Below are 23,366 nucleotides of genomic sequence, written 5' to 3' on the forward strand. Positions count from 1 at the left end.
CCGTATACGAGTACCTCCCGAACGGGACACCCGTCCGCACCCCGACCCACTCCGCCGCATACCCCACCGCCACCGCCGCGCCGACGGCCCCGGCCGCACGGCCGAGTCCCCGCCGTGCCGCGACGAAGCACCCGGCTCCCGCCGCCAGGAGACCCACCACCGGACCGGTCAGCCGCACCGGATCCGAACCCACGCCCGACGCCACCTGGGCCGCGACCATTCCCGCCAGGCACCCGGCACCCGCGACCACCAGCCCGTTCGGGCCCGCCCTCGCCCCGCGGCGCGGCTCCTGCTCATCGATCCCACACTTCTACCTTCGGAACGCACCCACGCCCCGGTTGCCCGTCCTGAATATCGACGGCGGTCGTCTTGGGCGACATCGCCGCGCGGGTCACGACCGTGGGGCCGCGGTCCCGCTGGTGCTCCGATGGGCGCGGCGTGGTCGAGTCGCCGAGGCGGCCGCCATGGCGATCGAAGTGCAGTAGTCCTTGGCCGGGATGGACTGTGCGGCGTTCAAGGACGACCTCGCCCGACCGGAAGTACGACGGGCCCAACGGGGTCAGCAAGGAGCCGCACTACCGGGCTCCGGCGGTCGAGGTGTCGAACTCGTTCGATCGGCGTGCGGTCGGCCACCATCCACCCCGGCGCACACCGCTGGATACGGACATCGATCTTGGGTCCCCATCCTCACGGTTCCATGGCCACACCGGGATCGCAGCACACTCACCGAGGTGGAAGACGCACAGCCGATTACGCCCCGACCGGGATTGGATACGGTTCACCGATCGGGCACCCGCAGGACCATGTGCTGTCAGAGCGTGTCGCCCCTCGGACACAGAATCACCCCATGAGGCTCAATCCTCAGGCCGTTGGCGAGGAAGAGCACGCTATCGACCGGTCCAGCGTCCTCCAGGCTGCGGTCGAGGCTGGCGAGAACGGCGAGCAGCCGGTCCTCACGCACGCATCCGTTCTCGGCTGATCCAGCTGCGGAGCTCGACGCTGGCGTGACCATGGCGGCACTCATGCGTGTTGCCCCATCCCGCGCTACCGGGGGCATGTACCGCACGCGCAGGTCGGCGCAGAGCACGTTGACGACGGTCTGCTGGAGACCAGAGTGGTTCGGGCCGAACTGCCCCAGTGCGTACAAGCCGCCCAGCCGGACGGCTGCCCGCCCTCTGCCGAGCTGTTCGAGGGCCTGGACGTACAGGGTGTGACGGCGCTCCAGGGCATCGTGCTCAGTGGCGGATGCTCCGCGTTCTGCGTGGGTCCGTCACGACGATGCCGCCTGGACGAGGGCGAGCCGGGATTCCAGATCCGGCAAGTCCGCCAGCGCATCGGTGACCTCCCGCTCCACCAGTGACGCCACCGGCACGACCGTGCCGTACCCAAGTCACAACAAGAAGCTGACGACGCCGTCGCCACTACGCGCGGCGGCCGTCAGGAAAGGACGAAACTTGGTGTAGTTCACCCTCGAGCCAGGAGAAGGCTACATCTTCGGACTCTCTATCCCAAATTCCTGGATATATCGCGTTCAGCCAGATCGTCGGCAGAATAAAAGGAGACGAGGCGCTCGAAGGGAGGTTTCTTGCAGCAGAGCCAGCGGATTCCTGACCGCATCCACGGTCAGATAGAAGAGATGGCCATCATCGAACTCGGCAATGGATCCTCCGCTGAGGACGAGCGCCATACCTGAAACGCCTGCCTTACCGGAAAGGTAGTCGATGGCCGCCGAGCTCTTCTCCATATTTACTCAGCCACCAGTCGACGAGTTGTTACGCCGACCGCTCGATGGCTCCTCCACCATGCCGTTGACTCGCTGCAGGATATCCAGCATGTTTGCAGATTGCGTACGCATCATACGCAGGCGATGTACATACTTCTCCTACCACGGCGCTGATCACGGGTGGTCCAGACTGCGGGAAGTAGGGAGCAATCTTCCGATCGAGCCAGTTCTTCAGCCGCCCGAAGTTCGTTGAACGTTCACCGGCCGATTCCTCAATCGGCGGTGGAAGCGGATCAAAAATGCCAGGCGAGAGCTTCTCCGCGTATCTATCCGAAGGAAAAGAACCCTAGTGCAGGGTTCTCGGGCGTGCCCACCAGCAATGCACGATCGAGCAGGGTGTTGAATTCCTCGCAACTGGTTTCAGGTAGAAGGACACATGAGTGGCAAGCGGCTCGGTTCAGGTTGTCGACGCCGCCGGCGTCCGACTCGATGCACAGTGGGTCGGCGGAGCACCAGGACACTCGCTCGATGGCTCTGCGCACGGAAGCTGCGAGGGTTCCCGACTCGACCTGGGCGACAAGGCCACCCAGGCTGCCGGCGGAATCGCTCGTGGCCGTGTACACCAGGAGACCTGACATCCCATCGGACAGGTACAGGCGTTCGCGCAGGGAAGCTGCCGGGTACCCCGAGTCCAGACTCCACTCGTTGATGATGGCGTGAGCGAGAGTATGGACCATGACAAGCCGCGGCGTGATGTCTCGGTCCGGGATCAGGTCGAACCGTGTGAAGCGCTCCTGGTACGCGGAGTCGATCGGAGCCAGCCGAGTCTGAACCTCGGGGCGTGATTCCCACTCTGCAAGTCGTGTGGTGTCCAACCGAAGAAAGACGCCCTCTCCGATGACCTCGATCGCCGGCAGCCAATCGGGTCGGTTCTCACTGGCGTAGAGCAGCGCCTGCTGTTTGGAGGCCGACCGGCTGGGCGTGGCCAGACGGGTGAAACCCGTGAGGACGCGCACCTCGCGCAACCGTTTGACCCGCATCACCTTGTCGATGGCCAGCTCTGCCGAGATGGTGTCGTCCAACCAGGGCACACATACGAAGTCCTGTTTGCCTGGCTTCTCTTCGGTGGTCCTGGTCAACGCTTGATACTCATCGAGCCGCAAGGCCGTCTTGGAGGTGTCCATGTGACCTGCGTCCTCCTGACGGCGTCGCTCCACCGCCTGGATGATCTCTTCGACGCTGAAGAGGCGATGATCGTCGAGTTCCAGCTCTTCTAGACGGTCGCGAAGGTCCGGGGCCTTCTTAAGGGATTTCCAATGACGGTCCACCAGCCTCCGGACGCGTTCCGACCACGGCGGGATCGAGAGTGCGGACTCCACTTCGGAGAACCAGACGGCGGACGCCCCTCGTTGCATCGCCCGTGGTGGCTCTTCACAATGTTCCGCCGGCACGTCACCAAGCCAAGGACGCCGTCCCGTGCAGTCACTGATGCCTTTCAAGGCCCACTTTCCAAGGGCGCCCTCCATGGTGACAGGCCGAACTCCGCATGAACAGGAGATCTCGATGTCGCCGAGCGAGGCACTCCGGCCCGTGGCCTTCAGCCGCAGTTCATGCCGTCGAGCGTCCTCTGCGGTTGAGTTGCCGCCCTTGTGAAGCCAGCGGAAGTAGGGGAAGTCGTCAATGTGTCCTGCGGTGCAGCATACGACGAACCGGGATGGCACCAGCTCACGATCACACTCCCTGCACTTGGCGGGGCTCCGGGTCGCGCCGAAGAACCTCGCCTTCGCCAGTCGGTTGCACCCCGGGCAGGACTGGATCTCTGGGAAGCGAATGACCGGGATGTCTCCGTACTTGTCGCTGTCGGACGCCGGGGGGAGTCGGAAACACTCCACCCCGAACCTCCTTTCCAGTCTGCGCTCGCGAAGGATCTGGTCGTAGGGACCGAGTTCGGGCCAGCGGTCGAGCCCGGCGACCATGAACGACTCGCTGCCGACCGCGATAAGGGAGCCGACCCCATAGGTCGTGATGAGTTGGGCCCGTCGCACGCCCCCTATGGGCTTCCCCTTCACCGCATTCCCCTGTCCAGGTAGATGGTCGACTCGACGTCGACATCTCGCAGGCTCCACAGCGTCGCGAACGAGGATGCGGTCGCATCGTCCGATTCGTCCCAACGGCCGGCGTCGATCAGAAGGCCGGGTTGTCGGTAGGTGCCGTAGACGAGTGTCGGGTTCTCATTCGCGGCGTCGCGCCACTGGGCGATGATCTCTTTGATCTGCTGAGCCGTCATATCCCGCTCGCCCCTACCGGCGACCCGCTCCACACGGGCCAGGATGCGATCACAGATGGCGTTGAGTTCATCCTCGAAATCAGCGATATGCGCGGCCGCCTCCTTGGGACGGGCCGCCGGGATCATCAACCGGGCCAGACCCACGATCGCGGCGTGCAGACCACGGTCGCGGGCGCGTGCCGAGAACGGCGTCACGCTGGTGGCCTCGACCTGGCGATACAAAGCGGAGTGATAGGAAGTGAAGTTCTCGTAATGCGAGCGGTCCCTAGACCGTGCCCCGTTGAACAGGGTGACCACGAGTCCAGGCCACTTCCGGCCCACTCGGCTGGTCGCCTGAATGTACTCGGAGGTCGACTGAGGTTGTCCCATCACGACCATCAGGCCGAGGCGGTCGACGTCGACGCCTACGGAGATCATGTTGGTGGCGAGGATCACGCCGAGGGCGTCCGGGTAAGGCGTGGCCATGTCCTGAAGGTGGCCGGGGATGGCGCTTGAGGGCTCGCGGCTGGTCAACTCGATGTCACGACCGATGTCCCGTCGCTTCTGGCCAAGGCTTTCGCTGAGGAGATCGAGACGGTCGTTGACGTCGTCCTGGACCTGAAGCTTGGCGCCGCCGAGGAGGCGGAGGCTGTTGAAGTATCCCAGCAGCGTCCAGTACGTGTCCCGAACCTCGTCGTCACCTTCGATGGCCTGGGCGTTATGGAGCAGAGCCGCGTACGTTCGCACCATCAGGCTGGTCTGGCTGGTGGCCGGTGCCATGAGGCCTACATAGAGCCTGCTGGCCTTGCGCGAAGGCGGTGTTTCAACCGCGAAGTAGGAGTCTCGGGCATCCAGCCCGGGCGGAGGGAACTGCTCTACTCGGCGATCGAACAGTGCGAGCCCCTGGTCCATGGCACGTCGAATCGTGGCCGTCGAGGCAACGATCTTGGGGCGGTCACCGATCAGATCGACGGCCGTCTCGTAGAGGCCGGCCAGAGTGCCCAGTGGGCCCGAGATGAGGTGCAGCTCGTCCTGAATGATCAGTTCGGGTGGGGGCTCGGAGCTGAAGTGATTGAAAAGATCACCGATCTCCGGCTTCCAGGGGAACCCGGCGAACTTGTCCGCCGTGGCGATGATCAGAGTGGGGCGCGCGGTATAGATCGTCTCGTCGACCACGTGGACCGGTAGGCCGTCGGCGAAGTCACAGCCCGCCGTGCCGCAGGCGATCACCAAACGATCGTCGGAAATCTTGTAGTTGTGGTGGTCGATGGCCGTACCGCACCAGCAACAGGACCGAATCTGGACCGGATTCTCCTCCTGCACCACGTCGCCCTTGGCGAGTTTCCGGAGGGAGCGCTTGGCCTCGTCCAACGTGTTGGGCGTGGACCCACGACCCACCCACATCCCGATGGAGATCTCGCTCTGGCCGAGACGGCCGCCCATCTTCCTTCGCAGCCGTTCCATACAGCACATGAGAAGGGCGGCACGCTCGAACTGTTGGACCGTCAACAGGCGAAGCGTGTAACGCATCAGGACTGTGACTCCGCCGCCGTTGCGTGGGTCACGGAACCGCCTGAGGAATGTGGCGAAGGCGATCAGCCCGAGATACGCCTCGGTCTTGCCGCCACCGGTCGGGAACCACAGGACGTCGGCGATGCCACGGTCATCCGACTCACGATTCGCGATTCCCCGAAGCGAGAGGAGCATGAAAGCGATCTGGAATGGGCGCCAGGTCGCGACCGTTTCGTCCGGCGATGTGTTCCCTCGGTCCGAGACGCCCAACCAGTCCGTACGAGCACGCTGCATGGCCATGGCCCGGTTCGCGAGTCGGAACGCTTCCATGGGGAGTGTGTCCGTGGGATCTGCCAGGAGCTCGATCCCCGCGTCCATACGTTCGCAGACTTCGGTGCACCGCTTCAGATGTTCGACGGCCGTCTTGCGCAAGTCATCGAGCGGGATGCTCTGGACCTGATCGCTCCTGCACTTGATCCAGGCACGATAGCCCGATGTCAAAGCCCGGAGGGCGGCGATGACCTCGGCGTCGGATGCGGTCGCGAGCCGATGCATGCGGAGTCGAGCCACATCGATTTCGAGGTTGGAGTCGGCCAATCGCAGATCGTAGGTGGGTACGAACGTCGTCCGGATCCAGCGGGTGCTCGGAGCGGTGGCCATATCGTTAACGGTGAGCTGAACGGGCTCCCACTCCACCGCGCAACCGTGACCGGTGGCGAAGTTCGGCGCGTGGCGGTAGAGCAGTCTGTAGGCGTTGAGTTCCTCGTCGGTGTCCGCGGAGCCGAGCGATGGACGCTCCACGAAGGGAGATGTCCCATCCACGGACCGCACCGTGATGCGCGGCTGGAAGAAGGCCATCCCGTCCCGGCCGCCGCTGCCCGATGACTCGAACCGGTTGAGCAAAGCCAGCGTGACGGCCGAGACTCCTTCCGAGTTCGCCGGGCGTACTCGAACGAACAGTACGAGCTTGTCGGCCAGTTCAATTCGCTGCTGGCCGGCCTCTGAGACCTTGATGCTTCGAGGCTCGATCGCGAGACTCTTGCGCCGCCATGATTCCCCCGTCACGGAGCTGGTGCGACTCCGACGGCCTTCTCGGGGGGCGTCCGCCACGTAGCGCGCGGCCTCCACTTCGACCCGGATCGACTCTGCGACCTTGACGTCGACGGAGAAGGTCATCCCCATTGAGGACGGGTAACGCACGTTGGCCATGGTCACGGCCGGGTCGGGAACGTCGCTCGGATGCCTGTTCTCCGGCTCCTCGTCCAAGGCGTTCGCATCGATCACGCTGTCCTGGGATCGCGGAAAGAGGATTCCGGCGGCGTACTTCGTGATGGGGGGGTCGGTGATCGTCTCTTCGAACGCATCGGTAGGGCCGATCAGGTCTCGCTCCAGTCGAGTGACCAACTCGTCACGGAACGCATAGTGCTCGTCGAAACTCACGACCGCCCTCCACCCCAGTCGAAGCGGCCCAGCCCCACGATCCGTGGTCGAAGCCACACGCCTGACCAACCGAGACCGGCGTTGATACCGGCTGCCTCACGACCTATCACGGTCTCCACGGTGTCCACTCGAAGATCCTTGATCCCGGAGGACAATCTGCGGTCACGACCGGGCAGAAGAGTCCTCAACGCCTTGGCGAATGACTCCGAGGTAACGCCGATGCGCTGACCTTCGTGTACTACGGCATATGCGATGAAGTCCTCTGAGGAGACGGCCGGAAGCCGAACGAGCGCAACGAGATCGCCATCTCGTACGGAGGTCGCCAAGTAATTCTGGATCTTTTGTGGGTCTTCCTCGAAGCCGACCGTACCCGGCGGCTCCTCCCGGTTCACGTCCTCCGCTCGGACTTCCAAACCGAGATGACGCCCTGCCTTGAAGCCCAGTTCAGCCCACCGTCCATCCCACTGCCGACGCAAGCGCCCCGGGGTGAGCTCGGCGATCGGATCGACGTGGATCAGGAGATCGCGAGGGCGGGTCATGGCCACGTACAACAGTCGAGCGCGCTCCGCCTGCTCGATGGGATCGTCCTCAGGCGCATCGCCCGGATCGAGGACGATGACCTGTTCGAATTCGAGGCCCTTCGCTCTATGAATGGTGGAGACGATCAGTCCTGCCGAGTCTTGCTTCATGAGCTCATCGGGGAGGTCTCCACGGATCATTCGTGTCCGTATCGCAGAAAGATCGAGCGTCTCACGGCTGTGGCTGGGAGCCATGCGTCGAAGAAGTTCCCAGGATGCCTCCGGATCGGAGACGGTGCCGCCGAGCAGCTCCAGGACCTCCTCCTTCTTCGGCTGCTTGGTCTTGAGTTCGCGATAGAGCGAGCCGACCCACGAAGGTATGGATCGCTCTTGAGCGGAGCGCTGGAGGTGGTGCCGGACACCGAGTTCGTGCAACCGTCGCGAGATCAGGAGAACTTCATCGTTCGATCGACACAACACGGCGGTCGTGCCCTCCATACGGGCAATGACGGGAGCCGCCTGGTCGATGGTCCCCAAGGAATCCCCTGCCATCAGTACGCTGCGCAGGCCTCGCTGGATTTCACCGAAGGAAGCGTCAACCGGCCCCAACGCGTCGCCGAATCTGAGCGCCGCCTTGGTCTCCGGCTCACGAGCACGGAAGTTGCCCGTGAGTCGGATTTCGACAAGATCGTCGTTGAAGCGCTCACGCACCTCTGCGTACAACCGGGCGGCGCCCTGCATGCGCTCCCGTTGATCGTCCAACTGGAAACCATAGATGCCCTGGGCTGGATCACCCAGCAGCGTGAAGCCCTTGAGGTCGGTGCCCAGGAGCGCCAGCACGAGTTCGGCGCGGTCACCCACGAGATCCTGGACTTCATCGACGACGAGATGACGAAGCTCACCGACCAGCTCTCCGGCGTCCGAGTCCGCTTTGAGTAGACGAGTCGCCTCACGAATACGCGGTTCGAACCCCTGGCGCTCCCATGAGCCGTCGGGCTCGACCTCGGACAGCAGCCAGGTCGCGAAGGAGTCGAACGTCCGAACATCGACATGCGCGGCGGCCGTTCCGAAAGTGGCCAGACGCTTCTTGACCTCGCTGACCGCTGCGCGCGAGAAGCTCAAAACCAGAATCTCGGACGGCTCGAGTTCTTCCTCCTCGATGAGATGGGCGAGACGATGGACAAGAGACAACGTCTTGCCAGAGCCCGCTGGAGCCGTCACGAGGAGACGAGCATCGGCAGGTTCCCCGATGAGCCGCCGCTGTTGGTCCGTCAGTTGTACGTGGGTAGTCATCGGCTTTTCCAGAGGTACTCGAACTGTCGGAAGGCGAGCTCTTCGCCGTACTGGGCGATGTTGTCTGCGACGTTGACGATGAGGCACTCTTCTTTGCCGCCGTTCAGCGGACCGCGGATGCCTCGGCCGATCATCTGCTGGTAGACGTTCGGACTGTACGTCGGCCGAGCGACGATCACGGCCCGGGTCGCCGGCGCATCAAAGCCCTGAGACAGGACGTTGTAGTTCGCCAAGACGCGGATCTTGCCTTGCCGGAACTGCTCGATCGCGAACCTGCGCTGACCGAGATCGGTATCGCTCGACACGGCTGCGGCCGATACCCCCTTCAGCGTGAGAAGCGCCGCCATGGTCTGGGCATGGTCGACGGACGTGGCGAACAGCAGGATCGGCCAGTCGTCCGGCAGATCGAGGATCTTGTCGATCAGAATTCGGTTTCGAATCGTGTCGTGGCCGAGTCGCTTCTCGGCGGACGACGGCAAACGACGCAGTTGCTCGAGTGAGTGCCGCTCCCCCGCGCTCAGATCGAGCTGGGCGCCCGGCAGTTCCTCATGTTTGACCCGGGCCAGCACACCGAGTTTCTGCAGAGTGACATACGGCTCGGCGCCTAGGATCTCCGTACCGTCCCGGTGATGATCCAGTCGGTTGCGGCCATAACGAGCGACCAGCCGGTCGGTCTGTTCGGTGTTCGTCCCCCGGAAGGGTGTCGCGGTCAAGCCCACCAGTGGGCATCGCGACCGATGCGGCGTCAACCCCAGCGCGGCCAAGACCTGCGTGTACCGAGGGCTGATCGACATATGCGCCTCGTCCACGATCACGGCTTGTGCTTCGCGTAGCCACGCGTACGCCTCGGCGTCGATGACTCTCTCCAGCTTGGCGTCCGTTGCTATGACGAGGTGGTAGCCCTCCTCCACGGGGTCCGCTTCGTTCGTACTCCATAGCCTGCTGACCGTCAGTTGCTGGGCCGGACCGGTGGCCCGCCATACCGTTCGCCATGTTTGGACCGCCTGTTCGCACAACTCTTCCGTCTGTGCCACCCACAACACAGGAACAGAGACGGCTTCGCCCGAAAGCGATCGCAGGCGACGGATGATCGCCTCAACGGCGACTCGAGTCTTGCCCGCCCCTGTGGGCAGGCTCAGCATGCCCCGCAGCGCCGGTCGGCTCTCGAGCACGTCCATGATGCGGCCGACCATGAGTTCCTGGTAGTCGTGCAGGGCAGGAAAGTCCACGGGACCTTGTACGGTGAGCACCGGGTCGAGGCTAGGCTGCCGGAACCCGGCGTACTCCGCAGGGAATCCCAGATTCGCGACGAACGCCTTCGCCTGATGGCTGCCGGCCATCTGAGTCGGAACGGGGAACCCGCGATCCTCCAGTTCCTGGCGGAACTCACGTAGGACACTCGGTCCGTACACGGCGAGCGCCAACTCCGCGACGGTGCGGTCGTCGATCGGCCCTTCCTCGGCTGCGACTGCGTCGACCAGACCGAACGGCAGCCGCTCCCTGAGGACGTCGCCGCCGAGCATGGCGACCAGCTTGTCCCTGAGGTCCGGCAGTTCGCGAACCTCGACGATCTGCCGGTTTCGCTTCGTGTTCTCACGATGCTGTAGGACCTCCCGGCATCGTTCTTCGGAGAGTCCAAGCCTGAGCAGCGCGTTCAGTTCTCTGAGGAGTGCCAGGTCATCGCCGCGTTCGAGCCAGTAGATCGTCTCATCACGCCGGCCGATGTCGATCGGTTCCGAGGTCTGGCCCGATGGTGTGCGGACGAGTTGCTCCAATGCCTCACAACGCAGCAGACCAAGGCCCCGCAACGGACGCCCGGGCTCGAACTTCAGCTGTGGGAACACGTCTTCCAAGGGAGCCGGCTCCCCGGAGCTCGTCGCACGGATCTCAGTGATGTAGACCTCGTCGAAGGTCCTCATCCCCCATTGATCCACGAGTTGGGCGACGTCGTCCGCAGCGGGAACGATCAGAGCCGGGATCTCGCCCGACATGAGGCGCCGATACTGGTCGTCGTCCGCAGTCGCGACGGCCTCCGCGGGAGGGCAGGCGACCCAGGTGTCGCCCCGTTGACAGCGAATCTTGGCGGGAGAGCTGAGCTGCGTGGCGGCGAGCGCATAGAGCGCACCGAGCTCCACATGCCTCTCACTCTCAAGAGCCTGGTTGAGGAGCGATAGCCACAGGGCCCCCTTGATCTCCTCCAAAGTGTTGGCGAGGCCGAGAGCACGTGCCAGACCGAGATCGATGTCGGCGACCGGCAGGACTCGTGCATGGTCCATCAAGCCAGGGCCGACACAGTCCGCGATACGACGGATGCCCATCGACGTGGCGACCCTGCCGCTCTTCCTGATAGCCCATACCAGGGGCGATGGAATGATCAGCGGATCATCGTCGGGACGCGTGAGCGCGTAGACGGACCAGGTGGTGATCAACCCCTCGGGCGGTAGGTTCTGGATGTACCGGGATCGGGCCGCCGGCGTGAGCTCGAACAGAAGCCCGAGATGCCCGGCAAGGGGGGCACCCTCCACTTGGATCTTGCCCTGCTGTGGCCTGCGGACCCCTGCCGGCAGAGCTCGGTAGTAGCTATCGATCATGCTCGACTTGTACTCGTCGAACCACGCCTCCGATGAAGGGTCCACGTTGGGCGCCGGAATGTCGGACATACCCAACAGGCGCAACATCTGCATGTCATCGTGGTGGAAGTCCTCGTCCACCACGAACTCCGAATCGTCGGGGCTCCCCGAAGAAATGACGGCACCGGGAAGGAGGCAGCGGCCCAGCGGTTCGTAGGTGCCAGCACGTGTCCGGACCTTGAGTTCTGCGACCGCATCTCGACTGATCAGATGATCGACGGCCCGCTCGGTCTCGGTCTGTCGAGCGAGCAGCCAGAGCCTGTCCCAGTCCGCCCCACGGTAGATGGTGAAGTTCCCGGAGACGGCCGCGGCGAAGCGGCCGAAAGCGTCCGCCTGTTTGATGCCAAGAATCTCGAGAAATCGAGAAGTGGCGGGGTCGTCCTCCAGCTCAGGGTCTACATAGACGGTGTCCTTTTTGGAGGGGTCCATCGCAGTGCGTCGGAAGACCGTTCCCTCCAACGGGGGGACCAGCCGTCCGTCCGCCGTGCGCAGGACCGCGGACCTGCGTGCCTGATCCCCGTACGGGTGTTTCTCCGCGATCATCTCTGCCACGATCGACAGCGCGACGGCCGATGCAGCGGCCGAACCATCGGAGACCAGGGTCTCCAACCACTCCCGGACCGTGACGACCGTGCCTCCCGATTCCTCGATCAACATGTCGGCGCGGGATCGCCGCGTCACCGTCCGTTCGACGGAGGGATGGCACCACTCGGCAGGACGCCCCGGATAGGCGGCCCACCGCTCGACCCAGGTCTTCCAGCGGTGCATGACCTCGACATCGCTCGACGGCGGTCTCGGGTGTATTCGCAGCTCTCCAGGGCGCCTGAACACCCCATCTTGATCGGGCAAAGAGCGATTATGCGTCGCCTCGGCACGCACGAACTCCGTGAGCTTCCCGTCCGCCCAGTTACGTACCTCACGTCCGCGTGCGGTGATCAGCTCCAACGGAAGGGCAGGATCCTCTTCTGTAGCGAGGCTTGGCAAGGAGGCCACGATCAGACGGGCGGCCTCCTTCATCAATTCCTCATTGAACGCATTGCCCCTAAGAATATGCTGACGATCCTCGTTGGTCTTCCACGCGGCATTCAGAATGCCGCTCAAGGTCGTCTTGTATTCCGTTGGGAAGAACGCCCAGAAGCTGCCTTCTTTCTGCCAGCCACTGCCTGGAACGGCCCAAGCGATAGGAACCTCAACACGATTGCGATACTCGCCGGCGTCGGCCCATGCGCCGTCGGAGAGGGCGGCGTTCGTCTCGAACACCGACCACTCCATGGGTTCTGCTTCGACGCCGTCCTCGATGACCTGAAGCGAGCGGCGAATTCCCCTGCCTCCCACAAAAATCTCCTTGCGGTAGGAGATGTTTCTGCGGTCTTCCAGGATCACGCGGCCGGCGTGGGGAGAGAACAGGGCGAACTCCGGGGGGAAATCTCGCAGTTGCTCGGCGAGCTGGTGAGCGAATCTGCTGTCGCGCAGCGGAAGCTTGACCACCGTTGCGGCCCAGGCCATCAGCTCGTTCAGTATCGAGTCGGCCAGACGCTCCTGGTTCGTATCGAGAAGATGCGCGATGCGGAGCACCGGTGTAGGCCTGTTCTCAGCCTTGGGCACACGCTCGAGGATGCGGGCCCGAGCTCTACTCGCAGACCATCCGAAGGAACCCGTGCGGCTGAAGAACAGCGGCTGATCGGAAACGCTCAGGACGGACTTGAACCCCACGCCGAAGCGTCCGATCTCCGCACCGCGTTTGCGAGATAGATGCGAGGCGAGAATGGTTCGGGCGCCTTCGGCTGTTACGGGGTTACCACGATTCGCGCAGTACAACGCGTCCGCCGTGAGAACAACATGGATAAGCCCATCACGCGTTTCTCGAAGCTCATCCGCACCGTTCTGGATGAGTTCGTACAGCTGGCGGTGGCCATACCCCCCTTCCCTGATGGACGTCTCGATGTTCGCGTGTTCTTCGATCAGGTCCGCGTTGGCCACGTAGGACTGGAGACACGCTTCAGACTGAGCCACGACGACCTGGCCCACAGGGCTGCCCTCTCCCGACCAGTCAGAGGGTCCGACATCATTCGTACTGGCCACTGGTTCGGTTCTCCTCTACGGACACGAGGGATGTCTGTCTGTAATCATGCCGGCGAGATTCGGCAGAGGAGCGGGATTATGCCTCTAGGTTCGCCAGACGATAGTGGCCCGGTGGGATTTCTTCCGGGGAGTCGTCATGCGATTCGATCAGCCACCCTTGATCGATCAGCTCACGAAGCTCCTGGCGCCACGTGGGGGTCTTGGCGACACGCTCCAGTTGCTGCGGGCTCGCCGGCCAGGGACTGATATGCACCAGATACTCGATCAGCCGCTCCGTGGGATTCGTGCCGCCGACTGATTCGATGGTCCCCTCGCTGGAAGCGACGGATTCCTGTAGGCGGGGAGCGATCAGCCGGTAGGGCGCCTCGGCACCCGCGCCGATGGTGTCGATCTCCCAGCCGACCTGCCGGAGTTCACGAATGCGCCGGGCCCAGGCTCGAATGGCCGCGACACCCTCGAGCTGCTGAGGCGAAATGTCCTCTCCAGGATGGCCGCGAAAGTATAGGAGCAGCGCTGTACGGGCACCGCCGATGACATCCTGACGAACTTCGGCGAGAGCGTCACGTGATTCAGCGAGATGTGCGCCGACCTTGGCCGCGGTCTCCAGCCAATCCTGGGGCTTCAGATCTTCTCTCGGCGTGGCCCGAACGATGGTCAACGCATCCTTGAGCGACTGCTCGAGCTTCTCGAGTTGCTCTCTATGCTGCGTGGATCGGCCGCCATCGGTGGAAGGATCATCCATGTGAAGCCGTCGCCTTTCACTTTTTCACTTTTCGTTCTTCCCCGATGCGAATGAGCCATCGACGATTAGGCACGCCCGCCAATACCAGAGTTCACGCCGAACTCTCACGCTATGGCACACGTGCTGTGCGAGCATATGCGGTTGTCATGGTTCTAGCCCCACACCTTCAGGCTGAAGAGCACATCCAGGCAAGGGCACGCCGAAGCGCACTGGCCGGAGAGTACGCGGTTCCCTGCGGCGATGTCAAGTGGTGCGCCGGACTGGCGCAGCGATCAGACCGAAGTCGCCCATTGAGGCACAATCGGTGTGATTTGCGACAAAACGCCCGACACCTCTCGGACTCCCTGCGTATTTGTGATCGCCCCTTGCGCTCGACGGCGTCATGGTGAATCCTCGTGGTGCCCGGAGCCGATCCGGGTGGTGGCGCGAGCCGTCGTATGGCCATCCATGCGTGCGGACTCCCGGTCGGGCTTTTAAGCCGAGGGCGTTCGTGTGCACGATCCGAAAGCACGAATCATCTTAGGAGGTTGCGTACAGATGAAGATTCAGTCACAAGTGGCAGGCAGAAGTCCGCCATACAACCAAAACCTCCCGACTCGGGCTCGGGCGAGGCTTGTGCTGGTCCATAACCTCTGAATCGACGCTGGTGAGCTCCGGCTCTCGGCCTCGATATTTCCATAGGGCTGCCAGAGACGACGAAAAGCCCTATAGTGCTCGTGGTCTGTGGCTCCTGCTTTTGCATCGCGCGGCTGCACCCGGCTCTCTGCTGCTTCCGTTATTCTATCGGAGCGCGAGGGCGCGGCCGGAAGTAGCCTGCTCACCTGTCGAATCGCAGTCAGAAGGTTGACGCTCTGATTTCAGAGCCGAAGTTCCGGCCGCGACTTTGCGCCTGCACGGCCTGCTGGCGCTCATAATCGTGACGTGCCATCTGCAGAAAGACGTCCATGTCGACATTTACTGCCACTGTGATCGCCGCTGCTACCGGAGACGGCGTCAGCCTTCGCATCATGACATGTCTCATCGGCGCCACCGTCGCTGGCCTGATCGGAGGGGTCCTGGGGTCCATTAGTTCCAGTGGAACGCCCAATCAAAAGCTCTCGGTCGGAGCGATCGCGGGGTTCATCACCTTTGTCGGTGCCTACACATTCCTCGACGACCTGGTGTCCGCCCCACCTCCGTCCACACCCGCGCCTGCCTCGACTCACACACCGACTATCAGTGCAACCCACCGGAATGCGCACGTCGGTTGAGACCAGTTCCGATCACGAAAGGACCTACTCCGGTGACGAGCACACCAAAACCAGGGCACCAGTCCGCCTCCACCCCACCGCCGGGCCAGACCGGCGGGCGCGGCCCCGGTCTCTTCATCCCCCAGCACATGCTCGCTGTGACGATCTGTATCGGCCTGGGCCTCGGGGCCGGGGGCTGAAGTGGCTGGCCCCTGCCTTGTGGCCGCCGATCGGCGCTGGCATCCAGGTGACCGCACTGGGGCTGACGCTGTACGCGGTATGGCACGGACGCTATCGCAGCTAAGTGGGCCGCCCGAAGTCGAAGTCACCTCCGCATCACCCGCCACGCGTGCGGTTCCGGCGAAGCAGAAACGATCACTGTGGAGCGCCCGAGATCAGTTTGGTTCGTGCCCGGCCGCCAGGATCGCCGCGGGCATCGACCGGCGAGCTTTCTGGGCCACATCCGACCTACTCGCGCGCCCTCGAGCGGGGCCGTACTCCCGCCAGCACCACAGTCGGCTCGCGGCAACTTCCGCCATGGTTCTGGGGCTTTGCGCATTGAACGGCGCAGCGGCCGCGGACCACCTCGATCGCTGCCGGAAACTCGGGTCACACGTCGGTATGGCAAACGGTCCAGCGACCGGGCCTCCTGACGGCGTGACAGCGAGCGCGTCATCCGGGGGCGTGCCCGGCGGGTGCCTGGCGGCCTCTGGGCTTCGTTTTCTCTCTAGGCGATGCCGACGCTGTGTCGGCGCCGTGGCCCGTCAGGTTGATCGGGCGCAACCGTTTCGTGATCAACTGCCGACGAGCGCCTCTTGCTCGGCGACGTAGGCCGACGTACATCTCCGCAAGAGAGGAGTGGTGGACGTTATCGGCTCTCCAGCGAATCGCAGAGAGGATCTGGCAGTGGGGGCCGACGATCTCCATACTGTTTCGAGGATCGACCTTCGTTTCGAGGGGGGTGTGGGCGAAGGCCGGCCCTCCCGTTCTCCATCGGCTCCCCATCGGGGGGCCACGGACTTTCACATCGCCGAGGACATACCCCGTCGAGCGGCGGTTTCGCTCTACGCCGGCTGAATCGGGCTCGTGCAGCAGATGCCCGGGCGCCTACTCACGTCGTCGACGAGGTCCCGGCGTAATTCGTCCTCCACCCACCTCGCGCGTTCCTGGTGCGTGGCGCGACGCTGAACCGTCTGAACCGTCTTGAGTCAGGTGGATTCGCGGATCGCGCGCACGACCGACTGGACCCTTAGCGCCGCTTCGCCCGGGTCCTCGTGCTCCCATACCCTCACGGCCACCCAGCCCTCAGCCGCAAGCAAAGCGTCGGTCTCACGATCACGTGCGCGGTTCTTCTCGACCTTGTCGGCCCAGTAAGCAGCGTTGGTCGCCGACTTGGTGTGGTGGTCCGGACACCCATGCCAGAAGCATCCGTCTAGAAAGACCGCCACCTTGGCGCGCGTGAAGACCAGATCTGCCGTCCGCCTCACGGCAGGGAGAGGCCGTGTCGACACTCGGTACCTCAACCCCAAGGCGTGGACCGCACGTCTCAGCGCCAGCTCCGGCTTGGTATCGCGACCCTTATTCGCCTGCATGCTCCTGCGCACGCCGGGGCTCGACGCGCCGGTCGGCCGCACAACCGCCATGCAACCATGCTAGAGCCTCACGGTGAGCCACGTTGTGGTGAACGGCTCTACCCCCCGGGGGAATCATACGTATTCGACGCCCCTATTCGTCTCTTCGTCTCCGAGGTCCAGAGTCGGCTCGGCTGCGACCTTCCAGGTCTCGAGCCTCTTCAACATTTCATCGGTGGGCGGACCCCACCCGAATGCCGCAGCGAGAACGTGCATCGCCAGTCGAGGAGGCACGGCGTTACCGATCTGCTGGCCCACATCCTTCCCCGACCACGGGTAATCACGCGGGAAGGTCTGGAGGCAGCCGGCCTCCGAATGAGAAAAGCGAGTCAGGTCGTCTCCTGCTTCAGATACGACACGATTTCGCGAGATCTTCCCGGTAACGGTGGCTGAAGGCTCGTCATGGGAGCGACGGCCGCGGGCTTTGGGGTCACCCCCGGTGCCATAGTTCGAGATCACGGAAAACGAATACTCTCGATCGAGTACGTCCGCCATTGTCACCCACGGCTCCAGCCGCGGATCGCCCGCATGTCGTGGAACACCCTTCCGATAAGCCCGATGCGTCGGCGAAGGAAGGTTGACCGGCTCAGTACCGTAGCGTGCGATCAGTACGGCCCTCCTGCGTGTCTGCGGAACACCGTATGCCTCCGTGTGCAACAGCCCATAGGCGACTTCATAACCCACGTCCTGCAAAACTTCCGCATAGGACTCCCAGACGGGTAGAACGGCCGGGACCTGCTCAAGAACGATTGCCTCGTAGGGCTTTTTCCGGACCTCGATCGCTTCGAGTGCCCAGCGCAGAGGCTCCAACACCAGCGCCGTTCGCTCATCATTCAGATTATCGAGATCCTTATTGATCTTGTCGCGTTCTTCTCCAGCGACCATTCGGTCGATGAAGCCGAGGACTTCATCCAGGGCTTTCCGACCGACACCGGTACCGGCCACGGTGAACGTCTGGCATGGAGGGCCACCGGCCAGCACGTTCACCCTTTTGAAGATGGGGTCGGAGGGCTTGTAGCTGCGCACGTCGCCCTGCAGCGTTTCCAGCCCGGCCTCACGTCGCGTCGCACAAGCCGAGGCATCCCACTCGATACCGATGGTCGGTATACCAAGCTTCTCCGCCGCCACGTCAAGCCCGCCGGGTCCAGCGAACAAGTCCACGATCTTGACGGGCTGCACTTGATCTCCATATGTCGTTCGTGTCTGATTCCACCGCAGGGCCCTCTCGCGGTCATCCACACTGACCAGCGGTGGCGCCAGCAGCTAGGCAGCGTATCGCGGACCACTCGAAGCGTCTGCTCCACTCCTGCGGCTCGGGCGTAACCCACGTCGCAGGGTTGCACGCAGGCGTTCCCCCACCCAGCCCTTGGCAAGGCCCGTCAGACGGGACACCGATGTCCGGGGTCGGTCGTCCCTGCCGGCCGACGACTTTCCTCCGGATCGGCCGGTCGCCCTCAGGTGTCCGCCGCCAGGTCGCTCGCTGCCATACCCTCAGCCGGAGCCCCGCCTTCTCCTAAGACCGTCCTACGACCACGGCGCCACGAGGCCTCCGACGAACGTGGAACCTCCAGCGTGATGGTTGGAATACGCGTCCTCGTATCTTGCGGCTGGGCACCGTGAGAAGGACCTTGAGCTCCCCTCAAACCGAGCGGTCCGCCTCCGAGATGGCCACTGATGTGGCGCAGACCGGTCACACGCTCTCTTCGGAGGTGCCGGACCTGGCGTATCAGCGATTCGTGGGCGCCCATGACAACGATCCGTTGTGGCGCCTCCGGCGGGAGTCGACCAGCAGCTACATCAACGCCACCACGATCATCCCGTCCACGCCGGCTGGGAACAGCCCCATCGTCCGGGACGCCTCGCCGCACCGGACCACGAGCTAGTACATGTGCTTGTAGCCGATCATTGCGGCGATGCCCGGCCGATGACGCTGATCGTGAAGGCCGTTACCCCGTGCCGTGCGCGGTGCAGGACTCTCCCCATTGCCGCTCCCTCTCCGAACGTTCGACCCGGTGCAGCCACGTCGGGAAGGGCTGCCGTGCGAAAGGACGACGGTGGGTTCGAGTTCGACTACGGATCACTAAGGGCGGGGCAGGCCGTGTTCGTCTCGCCCGACGGTGCATACGGTCGTCGGTCGTTCTGTCAGTGGTCGGCGGAGTCTTGGTCGGCGAGCCACGGCAGGGTGGCGAGTGCATGCTCGAGGGAGTTGAGCGCCCCGGGGTCCGGGACGAGGTTCCGCAAGGTGTCGAGCAGCGCGGACACGCCTGTGGACGTCTCGACGCACGGACGCAGGACGCAGTAGGCGTCCGTGGTCGCGTCCGGCTCCCGGGCGATCTGCCGGGACAGGGCGCCTGGCAGGGCGTCCACCAGCGCTGTTCGTCCATCCCTGGACGCGCCGAGCGGCAGTTCCAGCAGCAGTTCCGCCAGGCCGAGCACCACCTCGGGAAGGATCTCGGGGCGTCTGCTCGGCGTCGCGGGGACGCCGAGCAGACGGACCCACCCCCATGTGCTCATCTCCTTGATCTCCACACGAAGCCGTTCGTAGTCGGCCGGGTTCGCCCTCCCCACGTCGGGCCGGATGATGTCGCCGTAGAGTCGGTCGGAGACGACGACTCCGAGCCGCGCGCCCGAGTCCCGGACGAGCCGCTTGAACGCCGGCGCCTCCAGGAGCCGGAAGGCTTGGATCACCGCGGTGCCGGCAACGCCGTAGCGATCCCATCGCACATGGCCCGACGAGACGGCCACACGCAGCCGCATGCGCGCGTCCGACCGGGCGACGTCGTGCTGGCGGCGGATCTCGCCGTCGAGGTCATTCACCACCGATGCCACCAGGGCATCCGCGGACACGTCGGGATGGGGCACCAGGAGCAGTCCGTCGCCGCGATCCTCGTAGTAGCAGTCGTCGAGGGCGATCCCGGAGTTTCCGAAGGCGCGCCCCAACCTCGAATAGAGCTCGGTGCGTAGATAGAGCTGGACATTCTCGGACCGCCGGTCACCGAACGCGACGATGTCGCAGACAAAAATGGGGTGAATTCCGGCGTTATGCGCACTTCGTGATGAAATGGACACCGAGCTGCATCCTTGTCGACTTCATGTGAGATTCCAGGCAAATTCGAGCAACTCCGGGCGAAGTTCGAGATCCTCTGACACTGTTGACCAACCTCAGACAAGGCGAAGAGTGAATACTCCTCACGTCCGAAGATCGCCGTCACGCCCGACGCCCCCGGACTGGACGCATCGGGTGCGGCTCCCCGGAACCGCTTGACTCCGGATCCGTCGCTTGGAATCATCTTGGGTCATATTGAATCATCATGCATCGGCCGCGGCGGTCTCGCAGGCGTTCTCCGGCCGGGAGGAGCACCACCACGATGGCGCTGACGAGAGAGCACGACGTCAACGGAACGCGTCGGCAACTGGCGTCCGAGCTGCGTCGACTCCGCGATCTATCGGGGATCTCCGGGAGGGATCTGGCGGCGCGGATCGGCATCAGCCAGTCCAAGGTGTCGCGCATCGAATCCGGAGCCGCCATCCCTTCGCTACCCGAGGTGACCGCTTGGGCCGGCGCTGTGTCCGCCACGGAAGAGGCCACACGGCGGCTGGTCACCATCACCGAGAACGCGTTCACGGAAGTCCAGGCCTGGCGGACGGCCATGCGCGACCGACCTCACCTGCAGGATGAGATGCGGGAGCAGGAGAGCCGTGCGAGCTGGTCGCAGACCTTTCAGCCATCGGTCGTCCCGGGACTGCTGCAGACCGCCGAATACGCGCGCCGGGTCTTCTCGCTTTTCCGGGAGGTTCCTTACGGGCCCGAGGAGCTGGCGGCGGCGGTAGCGGGCCGGCTCGATCGCCAGGCCGCCCTCTTCCAGAGCGACCGCCGCTTCGATTTCCTGGTGACCGAGGCCGCATTGCGCTGGCGACCCGGTCCGTCTCGGCTCCTGCTCACCCAGCTCGACCGGATCGCCTCCCTGAGCGCGCTCGACAATGTGCGGCTCGGCGTGATCCCGAGCAACACCACAGCGGTCACCTACACCTCGCACGGATTCGTCATCCTCAACGGGGACGGCAGCACGGACGACGACCCGGACATCCACGTCACGGTCGAAACGATCCACGCCAGGCTGAACGTCACTGGCCCCGACGACGTGCTGCTCTACCGGCGCCGCTGGGACCTGCTCTGCGAGATGGCCCTGTTCGGGGACGATGCGAGGCGTTTCCTTACTCGGCTCGGCGCCGAGATCCGGGAGGAGGTGTCGTGATCGTACGGACGCCGCCCGCGAGCCGCGGGGAGGGCCGGAGCCACCAAGGTCCGACACTCCCCGCGACTTGGGCCTCCGATCAGCCCGTCAGGACCTGGGCGAGCCGTCGGACGTCGAACTCACCGAGCCGGACACCCCCCAGGAAGGCATCCCACTCGGAGACGGTGAACACCAGGCAGGGGCCGTCGGGGTCCTTGGAGTCCCGGAGCGCGACCGCGGTCAACAACGTCGCCTCCACGCAGTCGCCGGCCCCTTCGCTCAGCGAGCTCTTGGACCAGTTCGCCGCCTCCGTGAGTTTCCGCGCACCAGTCATCGTCCTTCCATCCCTTCTCTTCACGATGCGGCCCCTTCGTCGCATCGATTTCTCCAATCATGGAAAATGACATCGGTATGGAACGGGGTAAGGAATTGGACCGCTTTCCGGTACGAGACCCGGTAAGCGTCGGGGTAATCATCGCCGCATGGCCGCCCGGCGCCGGTGACCGTCCCCGTCACCTCTGCCCCGGACCTTTGTTCGCGACGTGAATCGTGGGGTGACACATGTCGGTGATAAAAGGCCCCCGTGATCCGCGGACGGCCGACGGGCCGGCACCGCCCGTGGAATTCCAGGTGCTCGGGTCCGTCGCAGCGCGGGTAGAGGGACGTCCCATCCCTCTCGGCCCCCCGATGGACCGGCTGGTGCTCACCGCGCTGCTACTGGACTCGGAGCGAACGCTCACCGCTCAGGAGTTGTCCGTCCGCGTGTGGGGGCCGGACGCCCCCGCGACATGGCCCGACCTGCTGCGCGACTACCTGAAGAAGGTGCGGCACCATCTCAAGGTCGGCACCGAAGGCGCGGACGCGCTACTTCCACGGCACGACGGCGGCTACCGGCTGGTGGTACCGCGTTCCCGGGTGGACGTGCACCGGTTCGACGACGGCGTGGCGGCGGCGGTCAAGCTCACCGGACGCGACGACGCGGGGGCGATGGAGCTCTACCGCGCCGCCCTCGCGGAGTGGCCCGCCGACAGCTATGGCCCCGGGAACGTCGAGCTACTGGCGGGGCTCCCCGGAGCCTGGGCCGAAGACCAGCGCGCGGCGCTTTGGAACAAGCACAAGGCCGCGTTCATCAGCTACGCGAAGATCGGGCTCCGGTTGAGCGGACAGGAGCAGCACCTGATCCCAGCGCTCAGCCTCGTTCTGGACGCCGACCCGCTCGACGAGCAACTCGTGGAGCTGCTGATGGGCGCCTATGCCCTGGCCGGGCGCCGAGGAGACGCACTCGAACTCTTCGACCGGACGCGACGACGCCTGGCGGACGAGCTGGGTGCCGACCCCAGACCGAGCCTCGAAGAGCTGCGACGACGCATCCTCGACGAGGAACCGGACCTCATTCAGCCGTCCCCATCCTCGACGTCCTTGGGAGCGACCATGCCGGCGACCGGCGAGCACGACGACCTCGATCAGAAGACGAAGACGCTGCGCGAGCTGGCCCAGGCGGCGGCCCACATCGTCGTCGACACGAGCAGGCAGGCGCCGACCGGGACGCAGGCCGCGGAAGGGCGGGACGACTCCGACGGCGCCGTCCTCATCGGGCGGCTGCGGGCCCACTTCGCAGGGGATGCGCCGGCCGAGGTGGCGCTGGCCCGGACGATCCGGGACCCGGACGACGCGAACGCGGTGTCCCTGCTCAAGAGGGCCATTTTCAGCGCGCTGCTCCGTGACCCGTCGTTCGCCGAGGACGTGCGGCGGCTCGCCGCGGTCGACTCCGATCCGGCCGGCACCGAAACGAGGGCGATCAGCGCGACGACGATCGGCACGGCCACCGTGTTCAACGATTGCGTCCAGGTCAGCGGCGATTTCACCATCAACGGCAGCGCGGAGCCGAAGGGACGGACGCGATGACCGACGGCCCGGGTGGCGATGCCGAAAGCGGCGACCGGAATGGCGATCGCCGGAACGCCGCAGGCGCCGGAGAACGTCCGGGTGGGCCACGACCGAGCCCTCGCGAGAACCCTGGCGCAGGCCCCGAACACGCGGAGGGCCTGAACAAGGACGCCGCCGC

Annotated in this window: 15 protein-coding genes; 4 read left to right on the top strand and 11 right to left on the bottom strand. The window is 64.5% G+C overall.

Annotation, left to right across the window (positions count from 1 at the left end; genetic code table 11):
• Positions 1-193: carotenoid biosynthesis protein (locus E1264_RS16185; protein ID WP_279490840.1), on the bottom strand; the 193-nt coding region annotated here is incomplete at its 3' end.
• Between the two features lie 654 nt (positions 194-847).
• Between E1264_RS16185 and E1264_RS45965 the strand changes: the two genes are divergently transcribed.
• Positions 848-979, top strand: coding sequence for a hypothetical protein (locus tag E1264_RS45965; RefSeq protein WP_279490842.1), 132 nt, complete (start codon positions 848-850; stop codon positions 977-979).
• Between the two features lie 1,070 nt (positions 980-2,049).
• Here E1264_RS45965 and E1264_RS16190 read toward each other — a convergent pair.
• From E1264_RS16190 to E1264_RS16220, 8 genes are all read right to left on the bottom strand, one after another.
• Positions 2,050-3,792 (bottom strand): DUF1998 domain-containing protein, encoded by a 1,743-nt coding sequence (locus E1264_RS16190; protein ID WP_207935953.1) that lies wholly within the window; start codon positions 3,790-3,792, stop codon positions 2,050-2,052.
• Positions 3,789-6,941 (bottom strand): helicase-related protein, encoded by a 3,153-nt coding sequence (locus E1264_RS16195; RefSeq protein ID WP_132174242.1) that lies wholly within the window; start codon positions 6,939-6,941, stop codon positions 3,789-3,791. Before E1264_RS16195 ends, E1264_RS16190 begins: the two co-directional genes overlap by 4 nt.
• Entirely contained in the window at positions 6,938-8,752 is a 1,815-nt protein-coding gene (locus E1264_RS16200; protein WP_132174244.1) for a UvrD-helicase domain-containing protein, read from the bottom strand. The genes E1264_RS16195 and E1264_RS16200 overlap by 4 nt, the downstream gene beginning before the upstream one ends.
• Entirely contained in the window at positions 8,749-13,362 is a 4,614-nt protein-coding gene (locus E1264_RS16205) for a DEAD/DEAH box helicase family protein (protein WP_132174246.1), read from the bottom strand. Before E1264_RS16205 ends, E1264_RS16200 begins: the two co-directional genes overlap by 4 nt.
• A gap of 178 nt (positions 13,363-13,540) precedes the next feature.
• A complete protein-coding gene (locus tag E1264_RS16210; protein WP_132174248.1) occupies positions 13,541-14,206 on the bottom strand; it encodes a hypothetical protein in 666 nt (221 codons plus the stop codon).
• A gap of 835 nt (positions 14,207-15,041) precedes the next feature.
• The gene (locus E1264_RS43400) at positions 15,042-15,215 is read right to left on the bottom strand and encodes a hypothetical protein (RefSeq protein ID WP_165964204.1); all 174 of its coding nucleotides are present in this window, start codon (positions 15,213-15,215) and stop codon (positions 15,042-15,044) included.
• 1,428 nt (positions 15,216-16,643) lie between these two features.
• On the bottom strand, positions 16,644-17,027 hold the full coding sequence (locus E1264_RS16215; protein ID WP_132174270.1) for a very short patch repair endonuclease: 384 nt from the start codon (positions 17,025-17,027) through the stop codon (positions 16,644-16,646).
• A 114-nt stretch (positions 17,028-17,141) separates the two neighbouring features.
• Positions 17,142-18,245, bottom strand: coding sequence for a DNA cytosine methyltransferase (locus E1264_RS16220; RefSeq protein ID WP_132174250.1), 1,104 nt, complete (start codon positions 18,243-18,245; stop codon positions 17,142-17,144).
• A 557-nt stretch (positions 18,246-18,802) separates the two neighbouring features.
• Here E1264_RS16220 and E1264_RS43405 point away from each other — a divergent pair.
• Positions 18,803-18,949: a hypothetical protein gene (locus E1264_RS43405; protein ID WP_207935954.1), complete on the top strand. Its 147-nt coding sequence runs from the start codon at positions 18,803-18,805 to the stop codon at positions 18,947-18,949.
• 259 nt (positions 18,950-19,208) lie between these two features.
• Here the strand turns inward: E1264_RS43405 and E1264_RS16225 are convergent, their stop codons facing one another.
• Positions 19,209-20,135, bottom strand: coding sequence for a hypothetical protein (locus E1264_RS16225; RefSeq protein WP_132174252.1), 927 nt, complete (start codon positions 20,133-20,135; stop codon positions 19,209-19,211).
• Between the two features lie 299 nt (positions 20,136-20,434).
• Here E1264_RS16225 and E1264_RS16230 point away from each other — a divergent pair, with 299 nt between their 5' ends.
• The gene (locus E1264_RS16230; RefSeq protein ID WP_132174254.1) at positions 20,435-21,322 is read left to right on the top strand and encodes a helix-turn-helix transcriptional regulator; all 888 of its coding nucleotides are present in this window, start codon (positions 20,435-20,437) and stop codon (positions 21,320-21,322) included.
• 79 nt (positions 21,323-21,401) lie between these two features.
• Here the strand turns inward: E1264_RS16230 and E1264_RS16235 are convergent, their stop codons facing one another.
• The gene (locus tag E1264_RS16235; protein WP_132174256.1) at positions 21,402-21,635 is read right to left on the bottom strand and encodes a DUF397 domain-containing protein; all 234 of its coding nucleotides are present in this window, start codon (positions 21,633-21,635) and stop codon (positions 21,402-21,404) included.
• Between the two features lie 353 nt (positions 21,636-21,988).
• Here E1264_RS16235 and E1264_RS16240 point away from each other — a divergent pair, with 353 nt between their 5' ends.
• Positions 21,989-23,206: a bacterial transcriptional activator domain-containing protein gene (locus E1264_RS16240; protein WP_165964206.1), complete on the top strand. Its 1,218-nt coding sequence runs from the start codon at positions 21,989-21,991 to the stop codon at positions 23,204-23,206.
• Positions 23,207-23,366: the final 160 nt, after the last annotated feature.

Origin of the sequence: Actinomadura sp. KC216 (genome assembly GCF_004348535.1) — a bacterium.
Lineage (GTDB): Bacteria > Actinomycetota > Actinomycetes > Streptosporangiales > Streptosporangiaceae > Spirillospora.